Source organism: Acinetobacter sp. FDAARGOS_494 (genome assembly GCF_003812225.1).
Taxonomy (GTDB): Bacteria; Pseudomonadota; Gammaproteobacteria; order Pseudomonadales; family Moraxellaceae; genus Acinetobacter; species Acinetobacter baumannii.
This window is the reverse complement of record NZ_CP033866.1, coordinates 1,503,096-1,515,438: the sequence shown is the minus strand read 5'-3', so window position 1 is coordinate 1,515,438 and position 12,343 is coordinate 1,503,096. Positions and strand designations below refer to the sequence as shown.

Here is a 12,343-nt window from a genome sequence, read left to right as displayed (position 1 = left end):
AGAAGAAGTGACAAATTTTAAATTTGTCACTTCTTCATTTTGATTACGTCTTATCAAGTTCATGAGCAAACTCAGCAATATCCGCCATCGCCTGTTTTGCTTCTTCGAACCAAGCATTAAACATTTGGAAGTTATGCCACATGCCTGTGTAAAGTTTAAAGTGTACTTTGATACCTGCTTCTTCAGCTTTCTCTCTAAAACGTTTGGCATCGTCTAATAAAATTTCTTTTGAACCAACCTGAACTAATGTTGGCGGTAAACCTTCTAAGTTATCGAAAATAGGTGAAACACGCGGGTCATCTGCCGCAATATGATTGCCAATATAATGTTGAATACCGATCTGAAGAGCTTCAAGAGAAAGTAGGGCATCATGTTTTTGGTTAAATCTTAAAGACTCACTGGTTAGGGTTAAATCTAGAAAAGGTGACAATAAAATCAGGCCACTTGGCATAAGTTCGGGTTGTTCTTTTAAACGTAAGCAAAGTGCCAAAGCCAAATTAGCTCCACAAGAGTCACCAGATAAAATAATATCTTTAGGCTGGATACCTTGAACTAATAACGATTGATAGACGTCATATAAGGCCTCAGTTGCCTCAGGATATGGATGCTCGGGTGCAAGTGGATAGTCCACATGAATAATTTGCATTTGGGTACGAGCAGCCAAATCTGTCATGAACGCATGATGTGTTTTTAAACTTCCTAAAAAAAAGGCGCCGCCGTGAATATGAAAAATAAGCTGGGTCGCTGAATCTTGAGCTTTAATTTCTTCACCCTTAATGCCAGCAAGTCGAATTGGTCGAACGGTTACATTTTTTTGTTTTGGGAATGCTCGGCAAAGTTGTTCAAGCATAGGGCGCAGAGCAGTTGGAGGTAAATTCAACTGACTTGGTTTGCGAATTGCTGTTTTAAGAAATGTTTCTGTGAAATAATATTTTAAAACATTAGGTATATTCATATAGTATCCGCTTATGTTAATTACTTGTTTCCCTATAAATTTTATTTTTCAAGGTTACAAGGTTACACGAAACAGTCACATTCAAAAATTGCAATATCGTTGCGAGTTTTGAATACTGAAGTCTTGGAAGACCCAAGGATATTACAAAAATGAAAAAGATTGCTTTAGCTTTAGGACTTGTTGGTATGGCTGCATTTGCCAATGCGGCTGACCCACTAAACGGAACGGTATGGAAAACGATTGATGACCAAACCAATAAGCCCAAAGCCGTAGTAAAATTTACGGAACAGAAGGATGGAACCTTAACTGCAACCATTCAAAACATTTTGACACCAGGTGAAGAAAACGCTTGTACAAAATGTGAAGGTCCGTATAAAAACAAACCGCTTAAAGGTGTGACCATTGTACATAATCTAAAAAATGTAGGTGGCAACAGTTATGAAAACGGTACAATTTTAGACCCGAAATCTGGCAAAACTTACAAATTAAAAGGTGAGTTGGCTGAGGGCGGTAAGAAGCTTAAATTACGTGGTTATATTGGCGTCTCAGCATTGGGCCGTAACCAAACTTGGATTCGTGCGAACTAAAAGCCTAAATAAAAAAACGAGCCATTGGGCTCGTTTTTTTATGCACTTAAGTTTTGATAGGCCGTTTCATCAAAGCCCACAAGAAACCCTTTAGAGGTCTGTAGAACTGGTCGCTTGATTAAGCTTGGCTGAGCAATTAGCGCTTCAATAAGATGATCTTCACTGCTTAAAGCACGCGTTTGTTCTTCTTCAGATAGTTTTTTCCACGTGGTACCTTTCTTGTTGAGCACCGTATCTTGTCCAATTTCTTTTAACCAGATTTTTAGAGTATCGGCATCGATCCCTTGTTTTTTATAATCGTGAAATTCGTAGCTCAAACCTTTTGCTTGTAAAGCATCAAATGCTTTTTTCATCGAGTTACAGTTTTTAATACCATAAATTTTTAACATTTTATCGGACCATGTCAAAAAGAAAGAACACACAGCCTAACCCAAAATGCATTTGAGCACTACTTTATACAGATACTTTTAAAACAAATGAAAAATAATGATTAAAACAATAAAGAATGTCATGTTATTGTCATAAGACAAGGTAATAATGAGCTTAATAAGAATAAATTAAAAACTAAAAGAACGTAGCGCAAAAAATAAGAGATAGAAAAGAGAAAACCCGCATTTAATCATCCTGATCATGCGGGTCTCATTTCAACGTCCATTGTCACATCCTTGCAAATAAACTTATCTTAAGTTTATTTTATCTTCCTACGGCGTCCTATCCTTTTGCGTCATCCTGACTGCTTCCCTGTGCCGTGGGGCTATAATGCCGTTAAACATGTGTAAGAAAAATACTCAAAAGCGACATGTGTTGTAAGCAAAAACGACAATGTAAGTGAACATGTGTTCACTTATTCTTGAATTTTATAGTCGATAATAACTGGAGCATGGTCACTAAACCATTGATCTTTATAGACCCATGCATTTACAGTGCGCGCTTTCCAGTCTGGTGAACATGCGTGATAGTCAATACGCCAACCTACATTTTTCGCACGCGCTTGTCCGCGATTTGACCACCATGAATACAATTCCGCTTCTGTTCTTACAACACGGAAAGTATCGACATAACCAAGTTCATCATAAATGTGGTCAAGCCAAGCACGCTCATGTGGTAAACAGCCAGACGACTTTTGGTTGCCAGACCAGTTTTTAATATCAATCCGTTTATGAACAATGTTGTAATCGCCACAAATAATGATGGACTTATTCTCATCACGCCATTGTTTCAAGATTTTGGCGTATTCACCTAAAAATAAATCTTTACGTGCTTGCGCTTCTTCACCACTTGAGCCTGAAGGTAAGTATAATGATGCAATATGTACGGGATGTGACAAACCTAAATCGAATTCGGCAGAAATGAAGCGGCCTTGACTATCGGCCAATTCAAACCCTAAACCATCTTTAATAGAGACAAAGGGTAAGCGGCTATAAATTGCAGTACCTGCGTAGCCTGCACGCTCTGCTGGAAAGAGATGGGTATGCCATCCCTCGGGTCTAAATTTCTCAGTCCATTGTTCATGGGTAATGCGGCTTTCCTGCATGCATACGACATCGGCATCTGATTGTTCTAACCATTCAAGTAAGCCTTTCGTCACTGAAGAACGTAAGCCATTTACGTTAATGGAAACGACTCGAAGAATTTTTACATCACTTGGATACTGATCCTTTGGTATCATGCGAAAATTTAACCTCAATTGTGAATTTGGAGCACCTCATGACAACGCCTGTGTCATTTCACCCGCAAGCATTTATCGAACTCGCATTATCACGCGGTGTGCTTAAATTTGGTGAGTTTACTTTAAAATCTGGACGCGTGAGTCCTTATTTTTTTAATGCAGGCCTACTCAACGATGGTGAAGCTTTATCTCTTTTAGCACAAGGCTATGCCGATAAATTAACACAATGTGAAAATGTTGATGTGATTTTTGGACCAGCTTACAAAGGTATTCCATTTGTAGCTGCGACTGCTGTTGCTTTATCGCAAACACATAACAAGAGCGTGCCATGGGGCTTTAACCGTAAAGAAGCAAAAGATCATGGTGAAGGCGGTGTTTTAGTCGGTGCTGCGGTTGAAGGTAAAAAAGTCTGGATCATTGATGACGTGATTACCGCAGGCACAGCGATTCGCGAAGTGGTAACGATTTTGAAAAATGCCGGTGCAACTATTGCGGGTGTGTTGGTTGCGCTAGATCGTCAAGAACGTGGGCAAGGTGAACTTTCTGCAATTCAAGAAGTTCAAAAAGAATTAGAAATACCTGTACATGCTCTTATTACCATGAAGGACTTAATGGATTATTTAGAAGCAAAAGGCGAAAAAGAAGCGCTAGCAAACATGCAAGCTTATCGCGAGAAATATGGTATCTAAAAATAAAAAAGCATACCTCTAAAATAGGGGTATGCCTTTTTAATACTTACTTAAAACTGATAATTTAAACGCAATAACACATTACGTGGTGTGCCTGGCATACTGTCCGAACGCCAGTACTCTTTATTGGTTAGGTTATTTACCGCAAGTGTGACATTCCAAGGGTCGGCACTATAGCCAATCGCTGCATCGACACGATTGAAGCCTTCCATTTTTACTTGATTATTAATATTTGGATAATAAGAACCCACATAGGTCACGCCCACCTCGGTATACCACTGCTCGGTTGGTAAATAACGAACAAATAAATTACCGGTGTTCTTAGATGTGTTTGCTAAATAGTTGCCTTCACGTTCAGGATTTTGCTTGTCTTCTTTTACTTTTGCATCGGTATAGCCATACCCACCGCGAACAAAGACATTATCAAGTACACGGCCAATAAAACTAAATTCGAGACCACGAGATTGATGTTGACCAGCAGTTGCCCATACCTCTGGTTCACTGTTAGGATTCGGTTTATAACGAATATTATTTTTACGAATATCAAAGACAGAAAATTGAGTATTTAAACGATTATCGAACCATTCACTTTTTACCCCAACTTCATATTGCTCGTTATATTGAGGCTCTTTATCCATTTTCGCGACATCGGTACTTCCAGTAACTTGGTTGACACCCATTTGTCCACCAAATGGTGCGAAGCTTTTAGAGTAAGACGTATAAAAGCTATGTTCAGGAACTGGTTGCCATACCAAGCCAACATTTGGGCTAAAAGTACTGTCTTTTACATTACGAAGTTCATTCTTAATTTTGTTAGTAGTTGAAAAGTCGAAGTAATCGTAGCGGAGTCCCATCATAAGTTTAAGTTGGTCATTTAGACCAATTAAATCTTGAATAAATACGCCGTAAGTTGTGCCTTCATTATAGTTATGCTGACTAATCTTTAATGGGCCATTGCCACGACTGTACTCTCGTTCACCAGTGATTGGATTAACGTAACCATAAATAGCTGACCCATTTTGAGTTTTATTGGCTAGACGTGGCTCTCGTTGTTCATAAGTCCAGTCTGTACCAACCATAATTTGGTGTTCAAGCTGGCCTGTCTTGAACTTTCCTTTAATATCAAATGTATTGGTGGTGGTCTTATTGCTGGTTTGTTGCCAGTAGTAAATTTGATCGATGTAACCTTTTTTTGTACAAGCCTCATTCTTTGAGTTTTTTTCATCTAAACCACAATAATTTCCAAAATAAAAGTGGTCAAAGTTCTGTTCTGCTTGTCGGTAACTTGCCGCCCAGTGGAAGTTCCAATCAGGCGCATATTCATAATTCACATCGGAGCGAACGACTTGCAAAATATCATCAACATAATCGCCGTCTTGAGCAAATCCCATTTTAATTGAAGTTCCCGCAGGCAAGTTGTCACGTGTTGGTCCACGGTCAGGAACTCGACCTAATTTGTCATAGGTATATTGTGTGGTCCAAGTCAGCTTTCCATCGTCATTTTTATAGGTAAAGCTTGGGGAAAACATCTCAATCTTATTTTCAATACCAGAGCGGAAGCTGCCTGCCTCACCATATTCTCCAGTCAAACGCACTGCTAAATTGTCATTAAGTACTTGGTTGATGTCAGCGGTTGTTCCGTAGTTATCGTATGAACCCGTATATGCGCCAACTGAACTTTTAGAGTCAAAATTGGCGAATTTACTCACCATATTTACAACCCCGCCGCCAGCACTACGGCCATATAAAACCGAAGCGGGGCCTTTTAAAATTTCTATACGTTCGATATTGGCTGTACTGCGGCGTACTTGTCCGCTTTCACGTATGCCATCACGGTAAATATCACCTGTATCAGCACCAAAACCACGAATCGTGATCCCATCACCACGCATATCGTAACTGGTTGATACACCTGGTGTACCTTGCAGCATGACGCTTAAGTCATTCGATCCATAAATTTTATATTTCTGCACATCAATGGTATCAATAGTTTGGGGAATATCTTTTTTGTCTAAACCATTACGTGTGACATTGGCTTTGTCATAGTCGATATAGCTTTTAATCGGGTCGAGCTCACTCATGGCCTCGATTTTTATGGTTGGCATGGTGGCTGCGGCTTTTGATGAGAATTCAATTAATTCCTCGGCGTTAGCACCTTGAATATTTAAAATCATTAAACTGAGTAAGCTGAGCGGGAATGAACCCTTAATTTGGGGAGATGATATAGAAATTCTTAACATAAAAATAAAATCAATTAACAAAAATAAAAGTATAAATGATAATTATAATCATTTAATTGTTTAGAATAAAAGAACTATTAACTTAAAAAATGGCATATTTATTTTTTATTAACTGATTTTTAGGAAGTTAATTAGCAAATTAAAGGACTTATTGAGTTGACTCATTAGTTTTTCTTGTTAATTAGGTTTTAGAGGGGGCTTTTTATTGATAAAAATGCCCCCTCTAAAATCACGCATTATTTTTGAGAACATCTAAAATATCCATTTCTGGATCATAATTTTCGTCAATTGTTTTGCAAATCGCTTGGCCTACAATGACTTGAGAGCCATTAAAAGTCATAGTAGGTGCTTCATAGAGCTCCCAACCATGATTAAGTGCTTTAGTCACTCGTGCACAAAAAGCAGAGTCATCAGGTCCAGTTAAATAGCGATAAAGTTTCATCTTTAGCCTTTAAAAATAATATTTTATGGGAGTAGTTTAACTGAATTTACCTTAATTCAAGATAAAGAAATAACCGATAAGGTTTTACTAAAATTAAGAAAAACGAGTGAAAAATCTCAGCTATACTCATGCTAATTTAAATTTTAAGAAGAGCTTGAGCATGCGTGTACTTGTCGTCATGGATCCGATTGAAACCGTAAATCTGAAAAAGGATTCAACCATGGCAATGTTGTGGGCGGCGAGCCGTCGTGGACATGAGTTAGGTTATGCATTACAACAAGATTTATATATCGATCAAGGTAAGGCTTACGGTCTCATCGCTCCGTTAAAAGTTTTCGAAGATTACAACCATTATTATGAGTTAGGCGAAAAGAAAAAAGAATCAATCGCGGCTTATGATGTTGTCCTCATGCGTAAAGACCCGCCTTTTGACATGAACTTTGTCTACACAACTTACGTGCTTGAACAAGCTGAACGTGAAGGTTCATGGATTATTAATAAGCCCCAATCACTGCGTGACTGCAATGAAAAATTGTTTGCTACGCAATTTCCTGAATTACAGGTGCCAACACTTGTAACATCGCAGCAGAGCTTGATTCGCGAATTTATTACCGAGCACGGTGATGTGATCGTTAAGCCACTTGATGGTATGGGTGGTATGGGTATTTTCCGTTTATACCAAGACGGTGTAAATATTGGTTCTACCTTAGAAATGCTTACGGAATTAGGCACCCGCCCAATTATGGCTCAGCGCTACATTCCTGAAATTGTAGAAGGGGATAAGCGTATTTTAATGGTAAATGGCGAGCCTATTCCTTATTGTCTGGCACGTATTCCGCAAAATGGTGAAGTGCGCGGGAATTTAGCAGCTGGTGGCTTAGGTCAAGCGCGTCCACTCACAGAAAATGACAAACTCATTGCTGCTAAAGTTGGTCCTTTCTTACGTGAAAAAGGTTTGGTATTTGTAGGTCTTGATGTAATTGGAAATTATGTCACTGAAATTAATGTGACAAGTCCAACCTGTATTCGTGAAATTGATGCGCAATTTGGTACATCAATTGCCGATGACCTATTTGATGTATTAGAAGCCAGTCGTCCAGCATAAGGGTCTAGTTCGGGTGGTTTCCTAAGCTTATTATTGGAAATCACCCGAAAATATATGTATTAATAAAATCACAATATGAAATACGCTAGCGCTTTGTAGGCATATTTTCAAAAAAGCACATCTTTCTGTTATAAACGAGTGAAATTCGCTTTTCGTTAATGAAGCTTTAGGATTAAAATAAACGGCTACAAAAATAGATGACAATTTCCATTGTTTTTTGAGTTGAAGAATTAGACCGTGACCGATTCACAGCAAAGCAAACCTAAACATGTCATGATGATGGCTGCCGGTACTGGTGGACATGTTTTTCCAGCCCTCGCCGTAGCCAAACAACTTCAACAACAAGGTTGTCAAGTTTCATGGTTAGCCACGCCAACAGGTATGGAAAATCGTTTATTAAAAGATCAAAATATTCCAATTTATCAAATTGATATTCAAGGTGTGCGTGGAAACGGAGTGATCCGTAAACTTGCTGCACCTTTTAAAATTTTAAAAGCAACTTTTAGTGCAATGCGCTATATGAAACAGCTTAAAGTGGATGCAGTTGCAGGTTTTGGGGGATATGTGGCAGGTCCGGGTGGGCTAGCAGCGCGTTTATTAGGTATTCCTGTTCTCATCCATGAGCAAAATGCGGTTGCAGGATTTACCAATGCACAGTTATCCCGTGTTGCTAAAGTGGTATGTGAAGCGTTTCCAAATACATTTCCTGCTAGCGAAAAAGTAGTAACAACCGGCAATCCGGTACGTCGTGAAATCACTGATATCTTAAGTCCAAAGTGGCGCTATGATGAACGCGAGCAAGCGGGTAAGCTGTTAAATATTTTAATTGTGGGCGGATCTTTAGGTGCAAAAGCACTGAATGAACGCTTACCTCCGGCATTAAAACAACTTGAAGTTCCACTGAATATTTTCCATCAATGTGGTCAGCAACAGGTTGAAGCAACTCAAGCTTTGTACGCAGACGCACCAGCAAATTTGACCGTACAGGTTTTGCCGTTTATTGAAGATATGGCGAAAGCTTATAGCGAAGCAGACCTGATTATTTGCCGTGCTGGTGCTTTAACTGTGACAGAAGTAGCAACAGCTGGTGTTGCAGCAGTTTTTGTACCGCTTCCTATTGCGGTGGATGACCACCAAACTGCAAATGCCAAATTTCTGGCCGATGTCGGTGCTGCAAAAATTTGCCAGCAATCGACTATGACACCAGAAGTTTTAAATCAATTGTTTACTACGCTGATGAATCGCCAATTACTTACAGAAATGGCAGTGAAAGCGCGTCAACATGCCCAACCAAATGCAACTCAGCATGTGGTTGATCTTATCCAAAAAATGTAATCGGATTTACTATGTCTCCAACAACAGCTGCGAACCAAGCAAAAAAACTGATTAAAGTGCCTGAAATGCGCCGTATCAAACACATTCATTTTGTGGGAATTGGCGGTGCAGGTATGTGTGGTATTGCTGAGGTGTTAGCTAACCAAGGATATAAAATTTCCGGTTCAGATATTAAGGCATCAAAAACCACACAACAATTAGAAGAAAATGGCATTAAGGTCTATATCGGACACGAAGCAGAAAATATTAAAAATGCAAATGTGCTTGTCGTGTCAACAGCAATTGACCCGGAAAATCCGGAAGTTAAAGCTGCCATTGAACAACGTATTCCGATTGTACGTCGTGCAGAAATGCTCGGTGAACTTATGCGTTACCGTCATGGTATTGCTGTGGCAGGTACACATGGTAAAACTACAACCACAAGTCTTTTGACGACAATGTTGGCGGAAGAAAACCTCGACCCAACTTATGTGATCGGTGGTTTACTTAACAGTACAGGTGTAAATGCAGCGCTTGGTGAAAGCCGCTTTATTGTTGCTGAAGCTGACGAATCGGACGCATCTTTCCTTTATTTACAGCCAATGGCAGCGATTGTAACCAATATCGATGCTGACCATATGGATACCTATGAAGGCAGTTTCGATAAATTAAAAGATACCTTCGTACAGTTCCTTCATAACTTACCATTCTACGGCTTGGCTGTGGTTTGTGGCGATGATGCGAACATCCGCGAGATTTTGCCACGTGTAGGCCGTCCGGTTATTACTTATGGTTTTAATGAAGATAATGACATCCGTGCGATTGATGTAGAGCAAGATGGTATGCGTTCGCACTTTACGGTATTACGTAAAGGACGTGAGCCGTTACGTCTAACCATTAATCAACCGGGTTTACATAACGTTTTAAATGCTTTGGCTGCAATTGGTGTTGCAACTGATGAAGGCGTTTCAGATGAAGCAATTAGCCGTGCATTAAAAGGTTTTAGTGGTGTTGGACGTCGCTTCCAAGTACAAGGTGAATTTGAACTTGGTGAAGGGAATGTAAAATTAGTCGATGACTATGGACACCATCCTAAAGAAGTGGAAGCTACGATTAAAGCTGCTCGTCAGAGCCATCCTGATCGTCGTTTAGTTATGCTTTTCCAACCACACCGTTACTCTCGTACACGTGATTGTTTTGATGACTTTATTGAAGTTTTATCTCAAGTCGACCAATTATTATTACTAGAAGTTTATCCGGCTGGGGAAAAACCAATTGTTGGCGCAGATAGCCGTACTTTGGCGCGTAGTATTCGCTTGCGTGGTCAGGTTGAACCGATTTTGATTGATCCGGTTGAAGGTAATTTGCAAAACATCATGCAAAATGTGTTACAACCAAATGACTTGTTATTAACGCAAGGTGCAGGTAACGTGGGAGCAATTTCAGTAGAACTTGCACAGCACCATTTGTATGTGAAATAAACAAAAAGTATTGAATTATCGGGTTAAGGATTTAAACGTGTCAAATGCTACAAAATTCGGCAAAGTTGCCGTGTTACTTGGTGGGAAATCGGCTGAGCGTGCTGTGTCTTTAGATAGTGGTCAGGCAGTTTTGGACGCTTTGTTACGTTCAGGTGTTCAGGCTGAGGCATTTGATCCGCAAGACCGTAGCGTGACTGAACTTGTAAACTATGACCGTGCATTTATTGTATTGCATGGTCGTGGTGGTGAAGACGGTCAAATCCAAGGTGTACTTGAGTGGTTGAACATCCCTTATACAGGAACGGGTGTACAAGGTTCTGCCATTGGTATGGATAAAGTCAAAACCAAGCAAATCTGGCAAGGTAGTGATTTACCAACCGCACCGTATCGCATTATTACTAAAGAAACTGACTTGGATTCAGTGATTGCTGAATTGGGGTTGCCTGTCATTATCAAGCCTGTACATGAAGGTTCAAGTGTAGGCATGAGTAAAGTTGAGAAAGCTGAAGATTTTGCGGCAGCAATTGAAAAGGCAACTCAGCATGATGCTGTAGTTATGGCAGAAAAATGGATTACAGGACGCGAATTTACGATTTCATTCTTAAATGGTCAGCCTTTACCAGTTATTCGTTTGCAGCCACCAGCAGATGTTGCTTTCTATGACTACGAAGCAAAATATCAACGTAATGATGTTGAGTATGGCATTCCTTGTGGTCTTAGCGAAACTGAAGAGAAAAAACTACAAGCTCTATGTTTACGCGCTTTCCAGGCCGTAGGTGCAGAAGGCTGGGGACGTATTGATGCAATGCAGGATGAGCAAGGTAACTTCTGGCTTTTAGAAGTAAATACTGTGCCAGGCATGACCAGTCATTCGCTTGTACCAAAGGCTGCTAAAGCAGTAGGTTATAGCTTTGATGAATTGTGTGTTGCAATTCTTGAGCAAACTTTGGAAGGTACGGCTTAAATATGGCACAACTTCCGGCATCCATGCGCCGTAAACGTGCGGCAATTACCTCCATTCATGAAAAACCGCCTACGCGCAAGCAAAAACTTGCCAATGCTGGCGGATGGGTGTTGCTGGTTATTGCCTTTTTAGTCTTGGCGGTCGGAATTTACGGACTATATAAAGTTATTACTGATGCAACTGTTGCAAAACTTGAAGTTGTAGGTTCAACAACTCCAGTTGAGACTCAGCAAGTGATGCGATATGTGCAGCCGATTGTAAAAGATAACTACTTTACATCTGATTTAGAGCAGATTCGTGATAAAGCATTAGAAATTTCATGGGTAGATCGAGTCGTCGTATCTCGTGCTTGGCCCAATGGTATTCGCGTTCGTGTTATGCCTCGACATGCTATCGCCCGTTGGGGAACAGGTCGCTTATTGAGCGATGGTGGCGATGTATTTAGTGAAGCAGAGCCGAGACTTCATCCTGAGCTTCCGTTACTACACGGTCCGGTAAGTCAGTCTAAAATGATGATGCGACGCTATAATGAAATTAATCAGTTATTCCATCCTGTTAATTTGCGTTTAAAAGAGTTATATCTAACAGAGCGAATGACTTGGTTTATGCAGTTTGACTCTGGTTTACGAATTATTGTTGACCAAGATCAAACAATGAATAAATTGCAACGTTTAAGTCATTTGGCACAATCTGACCTAAAACCTGTGTGGCCGAAAATCTCAGCCATTGATTTGCGATATCGTAATGGATTATCTATTCAATGGAAGAATGCAACCCCACCTAAAATCGTGAATGGTCAGTTTGTTGTAACGAGTGATGACACAAGCATTGCAGGTGGTACAAAAGCAAAGCCATAATACGTGGCTTTAAAATAGGCAATTTGCCTGGTATTAGACA

At 40.0% G+C, this 12,343-nt stretch carries 12 protein-coding genes; 7 read left to right on the top strand and 5 right to left on the bottom strand.

Annotated features, from left to right (window positions below; translation table 11 throughout):
- Nucleotides 1-43: 43 nt before the first annotated feature.
- Nucleotides 44-955, bottom strand: coding sequence for an alpha/beta hydrolase (locus EG365_RS07360; protein WP_001025106.1), 912 nt, complete (start codon nt 953-955; stop codon nt 44-46).
- 149 nt (nt 956-1,104) lie between these two features.
- On the opposite strand from EG365_RS07360, the gene EG365_RS07355 reads away from it, so the two are divergent.
- Complete coding sequence (locus EG365_RS07355; RefSeq protein WP_000717015.1) at nt 1,105-1,542, top strand: DUF2147 domain-containing protein; 438 nt, start codon at nt 1,105-1,107, stop codon at nt 1,540-1,542.
- A gap of 38 nt (nt 1,543-1,580) precedes the next feature.
- Here EG365_RS07355 and EG365_RS07350 read toward each other — a convergent pair whose 3' ends face one another.
- Nucleotides 1,581-1,931: an arsenate reductase gene (locus tag EG365_RS07350; RefSeq protein ID WP_000913165.1), complete on the bottom strand. Its 351-nt coding sequence runs from the start codon at nt 1,929-1,931 to the stop codon at nt 1,581-1,583.
- Between the two features lie 455 nt (nt 1,932-2,386).
- Nucleotides 2,387-3,211 carry an exodeoxyribonuclease III gene (locus EG365_RS07345; RefSeq protein ID WP_000612365.1) on the bottom strand — a complete coding sequence of 275 codons (825 nt, stop codon included), beginning with the start codon at nt 3,209-3,211 and terminating at the stop codon, nt 2,387-2,389.
- A 38-nt stretch (nt 3,212-3,249) separates the two neighbouring features.
- Here EG365_RS07345 and pyrE point away from each other — a divergent pair, with 38 nt between their 5' ends.
- Nucleotides 3,250-3,900 (top strand): orotate phosphoribosyltransferase, encoded by a 651-nt coding sequence (gene pyrE / locus EG365_RS07340; RefSeq protein WP_000211303.1) that lies wholly within the window; start codon nt 3,250-3,252, stop codon nt 3,898-3,900.
- 50 nt (nt 3,901-3,950) lie between these two features.
- On the opposite strand, the gene EG365_RS07335 is transcribed toward pyrE, so the two are convergent.
- Together EG365_RS07335 and EG365_RS07330 are read right to left on the bottom strand one after the other, a co-directional pair.
- Nucleotides 3,951-6,140 carry a TonB-dependent receptor gene (locus tag EG365_RS07335; RefSeq protein ID WP_004644127.1) on the bottom strand — a complete coding sequence of 730 codons (2,190 nt, stop codon included), beginning with the start codon at nt 6,138-6,140 and terminating at the stop codon, nt 3,951-3,953.
- 229 nt (nt 6,141-6,369) lie between these two features.
- Nucleotides 6,370-6,582 carry a DUF1737 domain-containing protein gene (locus tag EG365_RS07330; RefSeq protein ID WP_000781166.1) on the bottom strand — a complete coding sequence of 71 codons (213 nt, stop codon included), beginning with the start codon at nt 6,580-6,582 and terminating at the stop codon, nt 6,370-6,372.
- Nucleotides 6,583-6,742: 160 nt separating this feature from the next.
- Here EG365_RS07330 and gshB point away from each other — a divergent pair, with 160 nt between their 5' ends.
- The 5 genes from gshB (at nt 6,743) to EG365_RS07305 (ending at nt 12,303) form a co-directional block, all read left to right on the top strand.
- The gene (gene gshB / locus EG365_RS07325) at nt 6,743-7,687 is read left to right on the top strand and encodes a glutathione synthase (RefSeq protein WP_001265488.1); all 945 of its coding nucleotides are present in this window, start codon (nt 6,743-6,745) and stop codon (nt 7,685-7,687) included.
- A gap of 237 nt (nt 7,688-7,924) precedes the next feature.
- Nucleotides 7,925-9,022, top strand: coding sequence for an undecaprenyldiphospho-muramoylpentapeptide beta-N-acetylglucosaminyltransferase (gene murG, locus EG365_RS07320; RefSeq protein ID WP_000132431.1), 1,098 nt, complete (start codon nt 7,925-7,927; stop codon nt 9,020-9,022).
- Nucleotides 9,023-9,033: 11 nt separating this feature from the next.
- Entirely contained in the window at nt 9,034-10,482 is a 1,449-nt protein-coding gene (murC, locus tag EG365_RS07315) for a UDP-N-acetylmuramate--L-alanine ligase (RefSeq protein WP_000075472.1), read from the top strand.
- A 37-nt stretch (nt 10,483-10,519) separates the two neighbouring features.
- Nucleotides 10,520-11,446 carry a D-alanine--D-alanine ligase gene (locus tag EG365_RS07310; RefSeq protein ID WP_000063661.1) on the top strand — a complete coding sequence of 309 codons (927 nt, stop codon included), beginning with the start codon at nt 10,520-10,522 and terminating at the stop codon, nt 11,444-11,446.
- Nucleotides 11,447-11,448: 2 nt separating this feature from the next.
- Nucleotides 11,449-12,303 carry a cell division protein FtsQ/DivIB gene (locus tag EG365_RS07305; protein WP_000057903.1) on the top strand — a complete coding sequence of 285 codons (855 nt, stop codon included), beginning with the start codon at nt 11,449-11,451 and terminating at the stop codon, nt 12,301-12,303.
- Nucleotides 12,304-12,343 lie beyond the last annotated feature (40 nt).